General features: G+C 65.1%; 19 protein-coding genes. 9 read left to right on the forward strand and 10 right to left on the reverse strand.

Annotated elements, in window-relative coordinates; translation table 11 throughout:
• The first annotated feature begins 1 nt into the window (after position 1).
• The 6 genes from ACIPPQ_RS12755 to ACIPPQ_RS12780 are packed head-to-tail and all read left to right on the forward strand — an operon-like array spanning position 2 to position 6,461.
• The gene (locus tag ACIPPQ_RS12755; protein ID WP_446544457.1) at positions 2 to 841 is read left to right on the forward strand and encodes a 4-(cytidine 5'-diphospho)-2-C-methyl-D-erythritol kinase; all 840 of its coding nucleotides are present in this window, start codon (positions 2 to 4) and stop codon (positions 839 to 841) included.
• Positions 838 to 1,569 (forward strand): N-formylglutamate amidohydrolase, encoded by a 732-nt coding sequence (locus tag ACIPPQ_RS12760; RefSeq protein WP_446544458.1) that lies wholly within the window; start codon positions 838 to 840, stop codon positions 1,567 to 1,569. The genes ACIPPQ_RS12755 and ACIPPQ_RS12760 overlap by 4 nt, the downstream gene beginning before the upstream one ends.
• A 60-nt stretch (positions 1,570 to 1,629) precedes the next feature.
• Positions 1,630 to 3,489, forward strand: a complete 1,860-nt coding sequence (ilvD, locus tag ACIPPQ_RS12765; RefSeq protein WP_446544459.1) for a dihydroxy-acid dehydratase — start codon at positions 1,630 to 1,632, stop codon at positions 3,487 to 3,489.
• Positions 3,486 to 3,875, forward strand: a complete 390-nt coding sequence (locus tag ACIPPQ_RS12770; RefSeq protein ID WP_446544460.1) for a hypothetical protein — start codon at positions 3,486 to 3,488, stop codon at positions 3,873 to 3,875. Before ilvD ends, ACIPPQ_RS12770 begins: the two co-directional genes overlap by 4 nt.
• Positions 3,876 to 3,907: 32 nt before the next feature.
• Positions 3,908 to 5,260 (forward strand): NAD(P)H-hydrate dehydratase, encoded by a 1,353-nt coding sequence (locus tag ACIPPQ_RS12775; RefSeq protein ID WP_446544461.1) that lies wholly within the window; start codon positions 3,908 to 3,910, stop codon positions 5,258 to 5,260.
• 1 nt (position 5,261) lies between these two features.
• Positions 5,262 to 6,461 carry a class I SAM-dependent RNA methyltransferase gene (locus ACIPPQ_RS12780; RefSeq protein WP_446544462.1) on the forward strand — a complete coding sequence of 400 codons (1,200 nt, stop codon included), beginning with the start codon at positions 5,262 to 5,264 and terminating at the stop codon, positions 6,459 to 6,461.
• 1 nt (position 6,462) lies between these two features.
• On the opposite strand, the gene ACIPPQ_RS12785 is transcribed toward ACIPPQ_RS12780, so the two are convergent.
• The 5 genes from ACIPPQ_RS12785 to ACIPPQ_RS12805 form a co-directional block, all read right to left on the reverse strand.
• On the reverse strand, positions 6,463 to 6,897 hold the full coding sequence (locus ACIPPQ_RS12785; protein WP_446544463.1) for an MAPEG family protein: 435 nt from the start codon (positions 6,895 to 6,897) through the stop codon (positions 6,463 to 6,465).
• A gap of 12 nt (positions 6,898 to 6,909) precedes the next feature.
• Positions 6,910 to 7,341, reverse strand: coding sequence for an MAPEG family protein (locus tag ACIPPQ_RS12790; RefSeq protein ID WP_446544464.1), 432 nt, complete (start codon positions 7,339 to 7,341; stop codon positions 6,910 to 6,912).
• A gap of 65 nt (positions 7,342 to 7,406) precedes the next feature.
• Complete coding sequence (locus tag ACIPPQ_RS12795) at positions 7,407 to 8,567, reverse strand: CaiB/BaiF CoA transferase family protein (RefSeq protein WP_446544465.1); 1,161 nt, start codon at positions 8,565 to 8,567, stop codon at positions 7,407 to 7,409.
• Between the two features lie 73 nt (positions 8,568 to 8,640).
• Positions 8,641 to 9,966 (reverse strand): MFS transporter, encoded by a 1,326-nt coding sequence (locus tag ACIPPQ_RS12800; RefSeq protein ID WP_446544466.1) that lies wholly within the window; start codon positions 9,964 to 9,966, stop codon positions 8,641 to 8,643.
• Positions 9,967 to 10,032: 66 nt separating this feature from the next.
• A complete protein-coding gene (locus ACIPPQ_RS12805; RefSeq protein WP_446544467.1) occupies positions 10,033 to 10,332 on the reverse strand; it encodes an ArsR/SmtB family transcription factor in 300 nt (99 codons plus the stop codon).
• 66 nt (positions 10,333 to 10,398) lie between these two features.
• Between ACIPPQ_RS12805 and ACIPPQ_RS12810 the strand changes: the two genes are divergently transcribed.
• Positions 10,399 to 11,289, forward strand: coding sequence for a PhzF family phenazine biosynthesis protein (locus tag ACIPPQ_RS12810; protein ID WP_446544468.1), 891 nt, complete (start codon positions 10,399 to 10,401; stop codon positions 11,287 to 11,289).
• A gap of 112 nt (positions 11,290 to 11,401) precedes the next feature.
• Here ACIPPQ_RS12810 and ACIPPQ_RS12815 read toward each other — a convergent pair whose 3' ends face one another.
• Positions 11,402 to 12,598 (reverse strand): type III PLP-dependent enzyme, encoded by a 1,197-nt coding sequence (locus tag ACIPPQ_RS12815; protein ID WP_446544469.1) that lies wholly within the window; start codon positions 12,596 to 12,598, stop codon positions 11,402 to 11,404.
• 252 nt (positions 12,599 to 12,850) lie between these two features.
• Between ACIPPQ_RS12815 and ACIPPQ_RS12820 the strand changes: the two genes are divergently transcribed.
• Positions 12,851 to 14,512 (forward strand): FAD-dependent oxidoreductase, encoded by a 1,662-nt coding sequence (locus ACIPPQ_RS12820; protein WP_446544470.1) that lies wholly within the window; start codon positions 12,851 to 12,853, stop codon positions 14,510 to 14,512.
• A 57-nt stretch (positions 14,513 to 14,569) separates the two neighbouring features.
• A complete protein-coding gene (locus ACIPPQ_RS12825; protein ID WP_446544471.1) occupies positions 14,570 to 15,310 on the forward strand; it encodes a hypothetical protein in 741 nt (246 codons plus the stop codon).
• Between the two features lie 6 nt (positions 15,311 to 15,316).
• On the opposite strand, the gene ACIPPQ_RS12830 is transcribed toward ACIPPQ_RS12825, so the two are convergent.
• From ACIPPQ_RS12830 to ACIPPQ_RS12845, 4 genes are read right to left on the reverse strand one after another with little or no spacing between them, the layout of a single operon-like run.
• Positions 15,317 to 15,712 (reverse strand): hypothetical protein, encoded by a 396-nt coding sequence (locus ACIPPQ_RS12830; RefSeq protein ID WP_446544472.1) that lies wholly within the window; start codon positions 15,710 to 15,712, stop codon positions 15,317 to 15,319.
• A 26-nt stretch (positions 15,713 to 15,738) separates the two neighbouring features.
• A complete protein-coding gene (locus ACIPPQ_RS12835) occupies positions 15,739 to 16,911 on the reverse strand; it encodes a carboxynorspermidine decarboxylase (protein WP_446544473.1) in 1,173 nt (390 codons plus the stop codon).
• Positions 16,912 to 16,928: 17 nt separating this feature from the next.
• A complete protein-coding gene (locus ACIPPQ_RS12840; RefSeq protein WP_446544474.1) occupies positions 16,929 to 17,279 on the reverse strand; it encodes a DMT family protein in 351 nt (116 codons plus the stop codon).
• Positions 17,276 to 18,364 (reverse strand): alpha/beta fold hydrolase, encoded by a 1,089-nt coding sequence (locus ACIPPQ_RS12845; protein WP_446544475.1) that lies wholly within the window; start codon positions 18,362 to 18,364, stop codon positions 17,276 to 17,278. The genes ACIPPQ_RS12840 and ACIPPQ_RS12845 overlap by 4 nt, the downstream gene beginning before the upstream one ends.
• Between the last annotated feature and the right edge of the window lie 47 nt (positions 18,365 to 18,411).

The following is an 18,411-nucleotide window of genomic DNA, read 5'->3' on the forward strand; positions in this document are numbered from 1 at the left end:
TATGCACGAAACGGGCTGGGCAAAGATCAACCTAGCGCTGCACGTCCGCGCGCGGCGAAGCGATGGCTTTCACGAGATCGAGACGCTCTTCGCGTTCGTCGACGGCGGCGATGCGATCGTCGCCGAGGTTGCCGACAAGGATGCGCTGAAGATCGACGGCGCATTCGCCGAAGGATTGAGCGCGGGCGACGATAATCTGGTGATGAAGGTGCTGGCGTTGCTGCGCGCACGCTATGGCGCCGACCGCGTTCCGCCGCTTGGCGTGACGCTGTCCAAGACGCTGCCGGTCGCGGCGGGGATTGGCGGCGGGTCAGCCGACGCCGCGGCGATGGCGCGGCTCGTGCGGCGGCATTTCCTGCCCGAACTCGGCGATGCGGCGCTGGCGCGCATCGTCAGTCCGCTCGGCGCCGACATCGCCGCCTGCGTTGCGAGCGCTACCTGCCTCGGCGTCGGGGTCGGCGAGGAACTGAGCCCGGTTCCCGAACTGCAGCTGGGCGGGACGCCGGTTCTGCTGGTCAATCCGCACCAGCCGGTATCCACGGGGCCGGTGTTCGCCGCGTGGGACGGGATCGACCGCGGGCCCTTGTTCACCGGTCCCGATTGGCGCGCGCAGCTCCTTGGCGCGCGCAACGATCTGCAGCGTCCGGCGATTGCCCAATGCCCGGCGATCGTCGACATGCTCACCGAATTGGGCGCGCTGCGGCCTTGGCTGGCGCGTATGTCGGGATCGGGTGCGACCTGCTTCGCGCTGTTCGACGCTGCGGCGGAGCGCGATGCGGCGGCGGCCATTCTGGCGCAACGCCATCCGGGCTGGTGGACGATGACGGGAGTATTGCGGTGAGCGAAGCGTGGCGGCAGTTGGGGGCAGCCCGGACGGGCGGGATCTTGCTGATCGCCGACCATGCCTCGGCGCATGTCCCGGGCGACATCGACCTCGGCATCGATCCGGCGCTGCTCGCCAACCATATCGCAATCGACATCGGCGTGGCGGAGGTTGCGGCGCTGCTAGTCGAAAGCGGCGCGGTCGATGCGGCGATCCTCGGCGGGGTGTCGCGGCTCGTTGTCGACTGCAACCGCGAGGAAGATGCGCCCGGCGTGCTGCCGATCGCGAGCGACGGCCATGCGGTTCCGGGCAATGCGCTCGACGACGCGGCGCGCGAGGCGCGGCTGGCGCGCTTTTTCCGACCCTATCACGATCATATCGCCGCGACGATCGCAGCGCACCGCCCGGCGATGATCCTGTCGCTGCACAGCTTTACGCCGTCGCTTGCGGCGCGCCCCGATCAGGCGCGGCCGTGGCATGTCGGGGTGCTCTATAATGAGGATGACCGGCTCGCAGCAGCGGTGATTGCCGCTTTGGAGGCGGAAAATATGGTCGTTGGCGACCAGCAGCCCTATTCTGGCAAGCTACTCAACGCGACGATGAACCGGCATGCGGAAGGCAACGATATTCCTTATGTCGGGATCGAGATGCGGCAGGATCTGGTCGCTGATGCCGCCGGACAGGCGCTGTTTGGCGAACGGCTTTCTCGCATGTGCAGCAAAGTTGCATTGAATCTGGCCGGATAGGCGTGTAGAGGCGCGTCTCTTCGCATATTTTTGAAATATTATTATCAGGATTGCCCAGAAATGCCTTCATATCGTTCGCGCACCACCACCCACGGCCGCAACATGGCGGGCGCGCGCGGGCTCTGGCGCGCGACGGGGATGAAGGACAGCGATTTCGGCAAGCCGATCATCGCGGTGGTCAACAGTTTCACGCAGTTCGTGCCCGGTCACGTCCACCTGAAGGACCTCGGCCAGATGGTCGCGCGCGAGATCGAAGCGGCGGGCGGGGTTGCCAAGGAATTCAACACGATCGCGGTCGATGACGGGATCGCGATGGGGCACGACGGGATGCTCTACAGCCTGCCGAGCCGCGACCTGATCGCCGACAGCGTCGAATATATGGTCAACGCGCATTGCGCCGACGCGATGGTGTGCATCTCGAACTGCGACAAGATCACGCCGGGCATGCTGATGGCGGCCCTGCGCATCAACATCCCCGTGGTATTCGTCTCGGGCGGGCCGATGGAAGCGGGCAAGGTCGTGCTGAAGGGCAAGGAGGTCGCGCTCGACCTCGTCGATGCGATGGTCGCCGCTGCCGACGAGAAATATACCGACGAGGAAGTGTCCGAGATCGAGCGCGCGGCGTGCCCGACGTGCGGGTCCTGCTCGGGGATGTTCACCGCGAATTCGATGAACTGCCTGACCGAGGCGCTGGGGCTGTCGCTGCCGGGCAACGGATCGACGCTCGCGACGCACGCCGACCGCAAGCAATTGTTCCTGCGCGCGGGGCGGATCGCGGTCGAGATGTGCAAGCGCCATTATGAGGAAGGCGACGATAGCGTCCTGCCGCGCAATATTGCGACCTTCGAGGCGTTCGAAAATGCGATGAGCCTCGACATCGCGATGGGCGGATCGACCAACACGGTGCTGCACCTGCTCGCTGCGGCGTTCGAGGCGGGGGTCGATTTTACCATGACCGACATCGACCGGCTGTCGCGCCGCGTCCCGTGCCTGTCGAAGGTCGCGCCGGCGAAAAGCGACGTCCATATGGAGGATGTCCACCGCGCGGGCGGGATCATGGCGATCCTCGGTCAGCTCGAACGAGCTGGGCTGCTCCACGCGCATCTGCCGACGGTGCACAGCGCGACGCTGGGCGATGCGCTCAACAAATGGGATATCTCGCGCACCAACGACCCGGAGGTGCAGAAATTCTTCCTCGCGGCGCCGGGCGGTGTGCCGACGCAGGTCGCATTCAGCCAGGACCGGCGCTGGGACGCGCTCGACCTCGACCGCGAAGCCGGCGTGATCCGCTCGGCGGACCATGCGTTCAGCAAGGACGGCGGGCTCGCGGTGCTGTCGGGCAATATCGCGCTCGACGGCTGTATCGTGAAGACCGCGGGCGTCGACGAGAGCATCCTGAAATTCTCGGGTCCGGCCAAGGTTTATGAAAGCCAGGACGCGGCGGTCGCGGGTATCCTGACCGGACAGGTCGAGGCGGGCGACGTTGTCGTCATCCGCTACGAAGGCCCCAAGGGCGGGCCGGGAATGCAGGAAATGCTCTATCCGACGAGCTACCTCAAATCGAAGGGGCTGGGCGCCGCATGCGCGCTGATCACCGACGGACGTTTTTCGGGCGGCACGTCGGGCCTGTCGATCGGCCATGTCTCGCCCGAGGCGGCAGAGGGCGGCACGATCGGACTGGTCAAAAATGGCGACCTCATCAACATCGACATTCCGTCGCGCACGATCACGCTCGCAGTGGCCGACAGCGTGCTCGCCGAACGCCGCGCCGCGATGGACGCAAAGGGCGATGCGGCGTGGCAGCCAGCGAAGCCGCGCCCGCGCAAGGTTTCGGTAGCACTTCAGGCCTATGCCGCGATGACGACGAGCGCCGCGCGCGGCGCGGTGCGCGACCTGTCGCAGCTGAAGGGCAAGGGATGAAAAGACTTGGGTGGGCATTTGCGGCGCTGATCGCGCTTGCGGGCTGCGACCGCGCGCCCGACAATCGCGAACTGGCCGAAGCCGAGGCACGCGGATCGAAGGCGGCGGTCGAGAGTGGTCGCATCGAATGCGCACTGGAAGGCGCCAAATTGTTCGATCGCACCTGCACCGTCGAGGAGATGAGCGGTGAGGGCGGGGCAATCCTCGTCGTCGGGCGCGGCAATGTCGGCTACCGCCGCCTCCAGATCACCACCGACGGGCGCGGCGTCGTGTCGGCCGACGGAGCCGAGCCTGCGAAGGTGACGATCGTCGGCGACAATGTCATCGAAGTCGCTGTCGGCAACGACCGCTACCGCCTGCCCGCCAACACCGGCGGCGCGAAGTAGGCGCGTTCGCGCGTTCGTGATAGGGCGGGAGCATGTCCGTCCCCGCCGATGCCCCGATCCTGACCGCCAAGGCGATGCGCGAGGCCGAGGCGGCGTGCGCGATCCAGGGCACGTCACTGTCCGAGCTGATGGAACTCGCCGGCGCGGCGGTCGCCGATACCGCCTGGCGGATGGCGGCAGGCGCGCCGACTTTGATCCTGTGCGGTCCCGGCAACAATGGCGGCGATGGCTATGTCGCTGCGCGGCAGCTTGCAGCGCGTGGAGCTTCGGTTCGCGTCGCGGCGCTCGGTGACCCGACGACCGGCCTCGCAAAGGCTGCAAGGGCGAGCTGGAGCGGACCCGTCGAGAAACTCGATGGCCGCCTCGCGCCCGCGCCGCTGATCGTCGACGCGCTGTTCGGCGTCGGGCTGTCGCGGCCGATCGCAGGCGACCTCGCCGCGATTCTCGGGCATTTTTCCGACCGGCGCATCCTGGCGGTCGACGTTCCGGGTGGGGTCGACAGCGACGGCATCGAAGACTGGATCCCGCCGCTTCCCGCCGATGTGACGCTCGCACTGGGCGCGCTCAAGCCCGCGCATCTGCTGTTGCCGACCGCACCGGCTTGCGGCCGCGTCCTGCTCGCACCGATCGGCATCTCGGCGAGCAAGACGATGCGGAGCTTGCCGAAGTCGCAATCGCACACGCCCGATGCGACAGCGCATAAATTTACGCGTGGCATGGTGCTGGTCTTTGGCGGGCCGATGCGCGGAGCTGCGGGGCTGGCCGCTGCCGCGGCGCTCCGTGCGGGGGCGGGCTATGTCGTGCTCGAAGGCAATGCGCATGCACCTTTCGCGTCGATCATTGCCGAGAGTGACGCGAAATTCGGCGAACGCTTGAGCGATCCGCGCGTCGGCACGGTCGTTATCGGTCCGGGATATCCGGCGGGCGATGCACTGCTGTTCGACGTCGAAGCAGCGCTCGATTCGGGCAAGCCGCTTGTGCTCGATGCGGCGGCGATCGATGCGGCGTTGCCGCGGCTTTCAGAGACGCCGCGCAAGGCGATCCTGACGCCGCACGAGGGCGAGTTCGGGCGCGCTTTTCCGCAAGCTTACGGCAGCAAGATCGATCGCGCGAAAGCCGCCGCGGTCCGCACGCAGGCCGTCGTCATCTACAAGGGCGCCGACACGATCATCGCTGCACCCGACGGCCGTGTCGCGGCGGCCTGGCCCGGCAGCCCCTGGCTGGCGACGGCGGGGACGGGCGATGTACTCGCGGGCGCCTGCGGAGCGATGCTCGCACGGGGCGGCGATGCTTTCGATGCCGCGGTCGCCGCGGTGGGCTGGCATATCGCGCAAGCCGCGCGTATAGGCCCCGGCCTTGTAGCCGACGATCTGATAAGGGACTGACATGAGCGAAGCTGCGCTGATCGAGCGCATCGCCGCACGCGGCGATGGCGTGACCGCCGACGGCCGCCATGTCATGGGCGGCGTCCCGGGCGACCGCGTGCGCGACGACGGGATCATCATCCCGGGCCCGAACCGTACCGAACCCGTGTGCCGGCATTTCGGCAAATGCGGCGGCTGCCAGTTGCAGCATGTCGCCGAGCCTGCGCTCGCCGATTTTGTGCGTGACCGCGTGGTTGGCGGGCTGGAGGGACAGGATGTCGCCTTTGGCGAGGTCCTGCCCGCTGTCCTGTCGCCGCCGCAAAGCCGCCGGCGCGCCGCGTTGACCGCGCTCCGCACGGGCAAGCAGGTCGCGATTGGGTTCAACGCCGCGCAGAGCAACCAGATCGTCGATATGCGGATGTGTCCGCTGTTGCTGCCCGAACTCTTCGCGCTGATCGAACCCGTGCGCGAACTGCTGGTGACGATCGCGCAGCCGCGCCGCCCGGTGAAGGTCAAGCTGCAGATGCTCGACCAAGGTGTCGAACTGATCCTGGAAGGCGTGAAGGCCGAAGGGCTCGACGCGGCGATGGCGCTGCAGGATTTTGCGGGCGCGCATCGACTGGCGCGCTTTGCGATCGATCAGGGCGACGGGCTGGAAATCCTCTGGCAGCCCGAGCCGCCGACGATGCGCTTTGGCGATGTCACGGTCGAGGTGCCGCCCTTTGCCTTTTTGCAGCCGACGGCGACCGGGCAGGCGGCATTGACCGACGCGGTAAAGAAGGCAATCGGGGACGCCGGGGCAGTCGCGGACCTCTTCGCAGGCGTCGGCACCTTTGCCTTGTCGGTACAGGCCGGACGCAAAGTCTATGCTGCCGAAGGTGCGCGCGATGCAGTTGCGGCGCTGGCGGGCGCCGCGAACCGCGCCCGTGCGCTCGTCGCGACCGAACATCGCGACCTGTTTCGCCGTCCGCTCGTACCCGCCGAGCTCAATCGCTTCGGTGCGGTCATCCTCGACCCACCGCGCGCGGGCGCGGAGGAGCAGGTGAAGCAGCTCGCGGGTTCGACAACCCCGGCGATCGCCTATGTCAGTTGCAATCCCGCAAGCTTCGCGCGGGACGCGAAGATGCTGGTCGAGGGCGGCTATAGCCTCGACTGGGTGCAGCCCGTCGGCCAGTTCCGCTGGTCAACCCATGTGGAACTGGCCGCGCGATTTTCACGCTAGATCAGTGCAGCACAAAGCCCATGAAGGCGTGAAGGCACAGCGCGAGGAGCGCGAGGCTGGCGAGCGCGAACACGGCGAAACGCCATAGCACGCGGTTGACGGTGACCTGGATCAGGCTGTGGACGATGCGCAGGGCGACATAGGCCCATGCAATCTGCGCGTTGAGCCCGCCGCCCATGCCGCCGATCGCAAGCGCGAGCGCCACGGCGTAGAACACCGTCGGCTGTTCCATCAGATGGTTGTAGTTGTGCGCCTTCCACTGCACTTCCTGCGGCAGTACCTCGTCGAGCCCCTTGCCGGTGCCGCCGACCATCTTGGCAGCATCGATCTTCGCGCGGCTCATCGCCGGGATGCGCGTCGCGTACATCCACACCCACATGACCATCGACCAGAGCGCAAGCGTTGCGACAGGCCCCAAAATAGCGTTCGTTTCCATAATCTTTCCCCCTCAACCCAAAGTGGCGATCACGGCCAGCAACGACAATGCCAGCAGGCAGAAGGTCGACAGCCCGAAGATCGCAAAACGAATGGGCACACGGTTCACGCGCGCCTGCCACAGGCTGTGAACGATGCGCAAAATGACATAGGCCCACGCAAGCCCGCGCGTCAGGTCGGTGCTGCCGCCCGACAGGTGGAGGAAGACGATCACGGCATAGAAGAGCGTCGGCTGTTCCAGCAGGTGCGTATAATTGTGCGACTTCCAGTTCACCTGCGGCGGGAGGATGGTCTCGAGGTCGGCCCCGCGGCCGCCCGGCGGGGCGGCTTTCAGGTCGATGCCCGATTTGGCGAGCGCGGGAAAACGCGTCGCGGCGACCCAGCCGAGCATGATGAGTGTCCACAGCGCGAGGACCGCGCCGGGTGCGAGCAGGCTTTCAGGCATAGAGGCTCCCCCTTGTTTCGACCCGGGATGCTAGAGCGCATCGCCGACAATGCAACGCCAGACGTTCAGGCCTTGCCGGTCGCCAGTTCCGCGCGGATGACGGCCCCGTCGCCATCGACCCGCGGCGCGAAACCGAGGTCGCGCGGCGCCATCGCACCATATTTCACCGGCGGCTGCATCTCGTGAAAGGCGCCCACATCGGGGTGGGTACGGTGCCGGAAAAAGCCCGTTGCGACGAAATGCGGGTCTTCCCTGATGTCCTGAAGGTCGCGCGCCGCCATCGCCGGAATGTCGTTGTCGGCGAAGAGCGCAAGCCATTCGGCGCTCGTCTTTGCCGGCGTCTTGCGCGCGATCTCGCTGTAGATGATCGGCATATGCTGCCCCTTCGCCTTGGCGGCTTCATATTCGGGCGTTTCGAGCAGGTCTGCACTTCCGAGCAGCGCCATCAGCCGCGCGGTCGATTCGGGCGTATAGGGCACGATCGCGAGATAGCCGTCGCGGGTCGGGAAGGGCTGGCGCGTCGGGTCGAGCTGACGCGGATAGCCCGCGGGGCCGATCGGCGGGTCGAGCGCCGCGTCGCGCAGATGTTCGGTGAGCATGAAGGAGGAAAAACATTCGAACATCGGCACTTCGACATGCTGGCCTTCGCCGGTGCGCAGCTTGTGGATGAGCGCGGCGAGGATCGCCTGCGCACCGAACTGGCCCGCGACCTTGTCGGCGATAAGCGAGGGGAAATAGCGCGGGCGCGGGTCGCCGTCGACGCGCGGCAACAGGCTGGTAGTGCCGCTCGCGGCCTGGATGACGTCGTCATAGGCTTGCAGGTCGGCATAGGGTCCGTCCTGGGCAAAGCCGGTGCCGTGGACATAGATGATGTCGGGCTTCAGCGCCTTGCACGCGTCATAATCGAACCCGAGCCGCGCAATCGCCTTGCCGCGGACATTGTGGAAAAAGACATCGGCGCTCGCGACGAGGTCGCGCAAGACCGCCGCATCCTCGGGTTTCTTGAGGTCGAGCGCGATCGAGCGCTTGCCGCGGTTCACCGTCAGATGGATCGATCCCATCGTCGGGTCGGGAACGCCGCTGCCCAGATAGCGTGAAATGTCGCCGAGGCCGGGGGTTTCGACCTTGATCACCTCGGCGCCCAGATCGGCGAGCATCTGCGTCGCATAGGGACCGAAAATCACGGTCGTCAGATCGATAATGCGGATCCCCGACAGCATGGGCATGGCTTCTCCTCTTCCTCGGGGCGCAGGATAGAATGATTGCAAAGTAAAACGGAAGAGGCTTCCGCAACTTTCCCTAAGCGGCAGGTGCGGCGGTTTCGCTACTGCCATTTCCGGCAGCATAGGCGGCGGAGATCCGGCGATAGGATCGCGAGCCGAACGCCGCCAGCGTCAGGAGGACGCCGAGAAGGCCGGCGATGGTGAAGACGATCGCGATCCCGCGTTCGGGGCCGCGGCCGTACCAGTCGCCGATCGCATCGGCGCCCGCGCCGTCGGTCATCAGCGGCACGAAAATGAACTGGGTGAGCGGCGCGATGAGGAAGGCGGTGAGCGGCGAGGCCGCTTGCTCGACCGACTGGGCAAAACCGAAGACACGGCCCTGCCGCTCGAAGGGGACGACTTTCTGCAACGCCGTCTGTTCGGCCGCCTCGGCATAGGGGCCGAGGAACATCCAGATGAAACAGCCGATCGCCAGCAACGGGATCGACGACTGGATCGTGAAGACCGCGGCGACCATCCATTCAACTAGGCACACGAGGAGCAGCGTGCGGATCGGGTTCTTGCCGAGCCCAGTCCGTGAGATCACGACGCCGCTGAGGATGAAGGCGCACGACAGGACGGCCCACAGCAGGCCCCATTGCTCGACCTTCATCAACGACAGGCCATAGGCATCCATCAACGCCATGAAGACCCCGCCGAGCAGGTTGTTGAAGCAGGAGAAGAGGATCAGCGCGAGGAGGCCAGGGATGCCGAGCACGACGCGCAGCGTTCCGGCGAGGTCGATGCGGCGCGGCGCATCATGCGCCTCATCGTCGCGCGGCTCGTCGACATGGACGAAGAGGAGATGAATAATGGCGACGAGCGAAAAGGCGACCGCGAAGGCGAGCGTTGCGACCATCCCGCCCCATGCGACGAGAAAGCCGCTGATCGCCGAGGTGGTGAGGAAGCCGATGCCGCTGACCATCCCGACGAGGCCGTTCGCCTTGTCGCGGCGATCCTCGGGCACCAGCAGCGTCACCAGCGTGGGCAGCGCGATCATGCGAATGTTGCCGACGATCACCGCGAACATCGAGACGAGGATGAACAGCCAGAGCGTGACGCTCGACACTTCGGCAGCGCGAATGGCGGGGTCGAGCGCATAGCCAGCGAAGGCGATCGCGTAGAGGATCAGCGAGGCGATGCTCGACACCAGCATCATGTTGCGCTTGCCATGATGGTCGACGAGGCTGCCGAACCAGATGCCGAGCGCGGCGGTGAGCACCAGATAGATGCCCGCAATCATCCCCGTCGCGAACACCGACTGGGTTTCGAGAAAGGTCCAGAAGGTCAGCGCAAACCACACCGTGAAGTTGGTGATGTTGGCCACCAGATTGTTGGCGAGGAGATGATGGAAGGGCTGCATGGGCGGCGCAATCTAGCAGCGCCTCCGGATCAGGCCATTCGAAAATTTGTTCGGCTGGTCAGCGACCTAGATCGTTCCGGCCAACGCCGCCAAGGCACGCAGCCGCTCATCGTTGCGGCGGTAGAATGTCCATTGCTTGATGCGCTTTGCGGTCACCAGATCGCTGCCCTGCAGAACGCGCATATGCTCGCTGAGCGTCGATGCATTGATGCCGAGCTTTTCCGCGATCGATTGCCCGCAGACCCCATCGTCGACCAGATCGCCGTCGCGTTGCGGTGGAAAATGCGCAGCGGGGTCTTTCAGCCAGGCAAGTATCTGGAGGCGGCGTTCATTCCCCAGCGCGCGGAAGAGGTCGGCATCAGTCATATTGTTAATTTGCCAACTAACGAACTATATGTCAACGCGGCACGACCAATCGAACGGAGTCACGCCATGTCCTTGCTGCCCTTTTCCACTGTCGACGTGTTCACCCACACGCGGTTCGGCGGGAATCCGCTGGCCGTCGTGATCGGCGGCGAAGGCCTGTCCGATGCGGTGATGCAGGCCGTCGCGGCGGAGTTCAACCTGAGCGAGACGACCTTCGTCCTCCCGCCCGCCGATCCGAGACACACGGCGCGCGTGCGCATCTTCAACCGCACCGAGGAAATGGCGTTCGCCGGGCATCCGATGGTCGGAACCGCATTCGTCCTTGCCGCCGCCGACGCCGATCTTGCGACGGCGACGTTCGAGGTCCCCGCCGGGATCGTAGATGTCGAGGTCGAACGGGATGCGGGCGGGGTACCTGTCGGGGCCAGAGTCGCGGCGCCCCAGCCGCTCAGCCTTGGCGAAACTGTGGCGCCCGAGGTCGTCGCGAGGATGTTGCGGCTGGCTCCGGACGATATCCTCACGACGGCGCATCTCCCGATTCTTGCGTCGGTCGGCAACCCCTATGTCATTGCCGAGCTGGACGAGGCGGCGCTGCCGCGATGCGACCCCGATCTGGCGGCCTTTCGCGATACGCTCGCGGAGCACCCGCAATTCGGCACGCGCCTGTCGGTCCATGTCTATAGTAAGCAGGGCCGAACGCTCCACGCGCGCATGTTCGCTCCGCTTGCCGGAACGTGGGAAGATCCCGCAACCGGAAGCGCGAACGCACCGCTCGCCGGCCTGCTCCTGTCGCTCGAACCCGCTACCGACGAGGCTCGGTTCGAAATCCATCAGGGCATCGAAATGGGGAGGCCCAGCCTGCTCGAGGTCACCGCGCGCCGGACGCAGGACGGTGTCCGGGCGACACTTCGTGGAAACTGCGTTCCGGTGATGAGGGGCGAGATCGACTACGGGTGAGACTACCGGGCTTGGCGGCGCCTCTGATCGTGTCGTATTTCGAGCTGTATGAAGAAGGGGCTGGTCGCATCGCTGCGCCAGCCCCTTGCTTGTTGGTTGGAAGCGTTCCCGTTCAGAACAGCTTGGTCACCGTCGCGCTGCGGCGCTCGGGTTCGGCTTCGCTGCCGGTATAGAGGCTTGCCATCGGCTCATCGCTGACGACATGCGTCTCGTCGGCGCCGAAGCCGTTGAACTTCGTCCGCATCGCGCAGCCATAGGCGCCGAGCATGCCGATTTCGATGAAATCGCCGGCCTTGATGTCGGCGGGCAGGAAGAACGGCCCCGCCATATGGTCGAGATCGTCGCAGGTCGGGCCATAGAAGCTGAACGGCACCATCTCGGCTTCGCTGTCGGTGTCGCGCAGCAGCGAGACGGGAAAACGCCAGCCGACATGCGCGGCATCGAACAGCGCGCCGTACGCACCGTCGTTGATGTACAGCTCCTCGCCGCGGCGCTTTTCGACGCGCACGATCAGCGAGCTATACTCCGCCGACAGCGCGCGGCCCGGCTCGCACCAGAGTTCCGCCGAGTAGCTGATCGGCAAGCTTTCGAAGCTGCGATGGATCGTCTCGAAATAGGCGTCGAGCGGCGGGGGCTCCATGCCCGGGTAGGACGACGGGAAACCGCCGCCGACATCGATGATGTCGACCGTGACCGATGCCGCGACGATCGCCGCACGGACGCGTTCCATCGCCTGCGCATAAGCATGCGGCGTCATCGCCTGGCTGCCGACGTGGAAGCAGATGCCGAGCGCATCGGCGGCCTGACGGGTCGCCATCAGCAGTTCGACGACTTCATCGGCCTCTGCGCCGAACTTGGCGGCGAGGCTGAGCTTCGAATGATCGGACGACACGCGCAGGCGCACGAGCAGGTTCAGATCCTGCGCGCCTTCGGTTGCACGGACGATCTTCTCGAGCTCGTCCATCGTGTCGAGCGAGAAGGTGCGCACGCCATGCTTCCAATAGGCTTCGGAAATCGCTTCCTCGGCCTTTACCGGATGCATGAAACAGAGCGTCGCGTCGGGAAGCGTGCGCGCAGCGAGCCGCACCTCGGCGATCGAGGCGACGTCATAATGCGTGACACCCGAATCCCACAGCACGCGCAACAGGTCGGGCGACGGATTCGCCTTGACCGCGTACATGGTCGTGCCGGGAAATCGCTCGATGAAGAAACGCGCTGCGCGCCGCGCGGCGTGCGGGCGGACAAGCGTAACAGGTTCGACCGGCGAAAGTGCCTGAATCAGCCCGTGGGCGCTATGATGCTGGTGCAACTCAAGGGACCCCCAAAAATAACGTTCAACACAAAGGCTGCCTTGCGGTTATTGGAAGTCCCCCTGGGGCAGCGGAGGGCGATATATGCAGGGGGGTCCCCCCTGTAAAGACCCTATCGCGCAATTTTGTAATAAGGCGGTAACACTGGGGGCGAACCGGGGCGAACGTACGCCGAGCGGGGCAAAAGCGAGACAAGAACCCGCGGCGGCGCTAGAGGTGAACGTTCATCGAGCCCGAAAGGATATGCGCGCATGGTCTCCCGTTCCGAGGTCAATCACAACTTCACCGACGCGGAACTGGACGAGCTGCGCGGCTTCGGCACCGTCGAATCGCACAAGGCCGGCGACCTGCTGGTCGCGGAAGGGGCGATGGCGCCCGATTGCATCGTCACCTTGTCGGGGCACACCGATATCTTCGCGTCGACCGACGAAGGACGCAAACGCGTCGGCTGGATGGAGCACGGCCAGTTCGCAGGCGATCTGTCGGTGCTGACCGGGCAGCGCCACCTGTCGCGCGTCGAAATGGGCGCCGACGGCGAGATTCTCCGCATCGCGCACCCCGACTTCCAGCGGCTGATCGCGGGCAATTCGCATTATTCGGACATCTTCGTTCGCGTCCTGTCGGCGCGGCGCGAGTTCAGCAATCATCGCGGCTTTGCGGTGACGATCGTCATCGGCGCCGCGATGGATCGCAGCGTCTATGCGCTGCGCGACCTGTTGATGAAGCATGGTGTCGCGCATCGCTGGTTCGATCCGGCAGACGGCCCTGTCGCAGCGCATCTGATGGCCGAACGCGGATTGACGAGCGAGCAGCTCCCCGCGGTCATATTGGGCGCGGCCGATGTGCTGGTCCAGCCGACGCCCGAACAGCTTGCGGCGGGGCTCGGGCTCGACCTGCTCCCCGACGGCGCGACCGCCGATGTGCTCGTCGTCGGCAGCGGCCCCGGCGGACTGGCGGCGGCGGTCTATGCCGCATCGGAGGGGCTGACGGTGATCGCGCTCGATTCGCTGGCGCCCGGCGGACAGGCGGGTACTTCGTCGAAGATCGAGAATTACCTCGGTTTCCCGACCGGTATTTCGGGCAACGAGCTCGCGCGGCGTGCGACAGTGCAGGCGCAGAAATTCGGCGCGCGGATCGTTGCGCCCGTGCGTGCGGCTTCGATCGGCCGCGACGGTGACGACGCCTATTGCCTTCACCTCGCCGACGGGCGCAAGCTGCGCAGCCGCGCGGTCGTCGTCGCCAGCGGCGCGCAATATCAGCGCCTGCCGATCGACGGCATCGAATCCTATGAAGGGCGCGGGATCTATTATGGGGCGACACCGATGGAGGCCCAGCTGTGCGGCGACGCCGAGGTCACCGTCGTCGGGTCGGGCAATTCGGCAGGGCAGGGCGCGATCTATCTGGCGAGCGTCGCGAAGAAGGTTCATGTTATTTTCCGCCGGTCGAGCCTGCGCGAAACCATGTCCGAATATCTGGTCAAACGGCTCGAAGAGCATCCGAACATCGAAATCATCGGGTCGACCGACGTCGTCGCGCTGCGCGGCGAGGACCGGCTCGAGGGCCTGACCTACCGCTGCCGCGAGACCGGCGCAGAAGATCACTGCGATTGCGGCTTCCTGTTCCTCTTCCTTGGTGCCAGCCCCAACACGACGTGGCTGCCGAGGGAAATGGTGTGCGACGAGCGCGGCTTCGTGAAGACCGGCGCCGACATCGCGCCGCTCGAACTCGTCAAGGCGGGCTGGTCGCTCGACCGTATGCCGAGCCGGTACGAGACGAGCTGGCCGCGGATCTACGCAATCGGCGACGTGCGCAAGGGATCGGTCAAGCGCGTCGCCTCGTCGGTCGGCGAAGGATCGGTGGTGGTCAGCGATATCCATCAGGCGCTGGCGGAGATCGCGCCGCCCGCCGGTTGACCTTGCTCCGTTCTGGACGATAAGCTCCTGTCGTTGAAACGAAAAAAGGGGGCATCGATGGTCCTTGCAGCTTTTGCAATCATGTTGGCAGCGCAGGGATCGAGTGAGCCGCTGCCCGCAAAAACCGATATCAGGAACGATTTCTCGACCGTCATCTGCCCGGGCGAGGCCGCCGCGCGCGAGATGCTGGGCAGTTATTACGGCGTTCAGCCGGCGCCGCAGAACCACACGATCGATACAACCCTGTTCTTCAAGGGGCTCGCCGCGACGGGCTGTTCGCAGAGCAGCCCGGACGCCAAATCGACCATCACGATCCAGCAGGTGATCGCGCGGCGGACGTTGCCGCTTGCGGGGGGCAGAGAGACGCATCTGGTCTATCGCGGCGTCAATGCGAGCGGTGTGCGCGTCATCGGGATCGTCGATGAAACTGGCAACGACAAGCATCCGCGAACCGATTATGAGCGCTGGCTGTCGGAGTTCATTCCCGGCGGTGTGCTCGATTATGACCCGGTCGGGATGGGAATGCTCTATCAGTGCCCGTCGATCGACGGTGCGCGCGCTGCGGTGAAGGCGATCCCGTACAAGGGCAATGATTCCATCCGCAATGCGGCTTTCGCCAAGGCGCGGACCGCCAACGGCTGCCGCCAGGCCGCTGCCGGACGCTACAAGATTGCCGCGCGCCACGAAGAGCGCACGATATCATGCGGGTTCGAGTGCGAAGATGTCTGGAATGCGCTGGCGGCGACCGATCAACGCGGCCGCCCGGTCGCGCTGATCTTCAACGGTTCGCATTTCTGACCCGCGTTAGCGGGGCCGTGTCTCGACGGTTAAGCCGACTTTTCTGGACTCTTCGAATCCTTCACTCTCGAACGACTGCAGGTTGCGGTGCATGACGAAGGTGCCCGAATAGTCGTCGATTGCCCAGCGGCCCTCGACCTGCTTCCCGTCGCTGCTCAGCACGCCGTCGTAGCTCACCGAATGGCCATAGGCCCCGTCGCCGTCATAATATTTGTGAAAGTCTACCGCAGCGCCTTTTCGCGTGCCGCGAATGTCGGCGCGTTCGTCCCCGTCGATCAATTCGGAGGCTTCTGTCGTCGTGCCCGACAACGAACCTGCGTTGTCGTTAATCGTCGCGACAAATCCCGTCGGATGAATCCAGGGTTCGGGATACCAATATTGTCCCGTCCAAAGTCCGGTCATGTCCAGGGGATCCGGCATCGCCTGTATCAGCCCAACCGCGTCTTGAAATCCTCGTAACCGAATTCGCGGATCAGCTTCAGTTCGTCGGTCTCGCTGTCCCACAGCCAGATCGACGGGAGCGGCACGCCGTTGAAGGTGTTCGTCTTCACCATCGAATAATGCGCCTGATCGAGGAAGGCGAAGCGCTGGCCGATGCGCGCGCCGCCGGGCAGGCGATAGTCGCCGATGACGTCGCCGGCGAGGCACGAAGGGCCGCCGAGCCGCGTCGGCATACCGTCGCTGCCTTCGCCCAGCATCGCGGGGCGATAGGGCGCCTCGATCACGTCGGGCATATGGCAGGTCGCCGAAATATCGGTGATCCCGATCGGCATGCCGTTGTCGAACAGGTCGAGGACCTCGCCGACGAGGATGCCGGCGTCGAGCGCGATCGCCTCGCCAGGCTCGATCATCACGTCGCAGTCGGTCGCGGCGCGCACCTGCTTCAGGAAGGCGATCAGGTCGTCGACCTGATAATCGGCGCGGGTGACATGATGACCGCCGCCGAAATTGATCCACTTGAGCTGGCTGAAAAAGGGGCGCAGCATCGGCTGCACCGCGTTCCAGGTGCGCTCGAGCGGCGGGAAATCCTGCTCGCACAGGCTGTGCATATGGACGCCGTCGACGCCCTCCATATGTTCGGGCAGCAACTGGCTGATCGGAAAGCCAAGACGGCTGCACGGCGCGGCAGGGTCGTATTTCGCGACCTCGCCCTCGCTGTGCATCGGGTTGATGCGCAGGCCGACGTCGAAGCTTTCGCCGCGCTCGCGCAGCTCGTCTAGAAGCAGACGGAAACGCGCGATCTGCCCCGGCGAGTTGAATATGAGGTGATCCGACAGCGCCGCGATCTCGGGCAGGTCGGCTTCCTTGTAGCCCGCACAATAGGTCGCGACTTCGCCGCCATATTCGCTGCGGCCGAGCTTCGCCTCATAAAGCCCCGAAGCGCAGACACCGTCGAGATATCCGGCGACCGTCGGCCCCAACGACCACATCGAGAAAGCTTTTAGCGCGGCGAGCACGCGCGCGCCGGATGCGTCGCCGATATGGCGCAGCAGCGCGAGGTTGGCGCGCACTTTCGCGGCGTCGACGACGAAGGCGGGCGAGGGGACGCGGCTCAGGTCGAAGCGGGCAAAGGCTCCGGGGTCGCCGGCACGGGTTTCCATGTCGCTGTAAAATCCTGTCAGACCGTAATCGGTCCCTTGAAGATGAAGAACGCTCCCGCCGCAATCAGACCGAAGCCGACGAGATGATTCACCGTCAGCTTCTCACCGAGCCAGAAGACCGCGAACCCGGCGAATATGACCAGTGTGATGACTTCCTGCAAGGTCTTGAGTTCGGCAGCGCTGTAAACGCCATAGCCGATACGGTTCGCGGGGATGACGAGGCAATATTCGAAAAAGGCGATTCCCCACGCGATCAGCACCGCGAGCCAGATCGGCCGCGATACCGCGCCGAGTTGCCCGTACCAGGCAAAGGTCATGAAGATGTTCGAGACGAATAGCAGCCCGATCGGCGCAAGATAGGTGGTCATTTCTTGTCTTTCGTCAGCGGCAGCACGTCCTGAAGAAGCGCGGCGAAGAAATGCCCCGGCTCCTCGACCATCGGCATATGCGCCGAATGTTCGAGCCAGACGAGCTTCTTCGAGGGCGCTTTGACCTGTGCGAACCAGTCGGCCGCGACCGGCGATGGTACGGTATAATCATGCCGTCCGAGCAGGAAAACGATCGGGACGTCCATCGTCTTCACCGGCTTGAAACTGACACCGGCAAGCCGCGGCCACAAGGTCATCACCGAAAAGAGACTGCCTTTGCCCCAGGCCTGCCGGTCGGCCTCGCTATATTCGGGCGAGAGGCGCGGGGTCTGGAAATAGAGATCGAGGTCGGGTTTGGCGTACATGAGCGAGCCGTAGGGAATCGCATATTTGCGCCAGCCGTCGGCCTTGGCGATCGTGAAATCGACGTCCGGATAGGGGGCGAGCGCATCGATTGCGGTCACAGCCTCCTTGTTCCCGGCCGCCACGGCCTTCGCGCGCGTCCACGCCATACCGGCCTTTTCGCCTTCGCGAAAATCGATGCCCTGACCGACGCCGACATAGGCATAGAGGAGGTCGGGTCGCTTGATCGCGACCGACAGGCCGACGATCGAGCCCCAGCTGTGGCCCATCAGCACGACCTTGCGTTTGCCGTACCGCTCTTGCAGCAGCTCGATCAGCTCGATAGCATCGTCGCGGTAGCGATCGGGGGTCATCGTCGGGGCAAGTGCCGCTGGATTGTTGAGCGGGTACGAGCGCCCGGCACCGCGCTGGTCGTACTGGACCACGGTGAACACGTCCTCCCACGGGCGCTGGAAAGCCCATGCGAAGGGCATTTCGACCGCGCCGGGACCGCCGTGGACAAAGATCAGGATCGGATTGTCGCGGTCGGAGCCGCGGACATTCACGATCTGCCGCGCGCCGCCGAGCGTGACTTCGAACGTCTCCTGTACCCCGTTCGGCGTGACGATCTTGCCGATGTCGGCAACGATCGCGCGTGCAGGTGCATAGGCGTCATCGGGTTGTGCGAACGCGGGAGTGGCGAGAGCGGCAAGCAGCGCAAAGGCCGCGATACGGAACGTCATGAAAACACCCTTTCGTCATTTCCGCGAACGCGGGGACCCGGTTCTGC

It is taken from the genome of Sphingopyxis sp. LARHCG72, assembly GCF_052871675.1.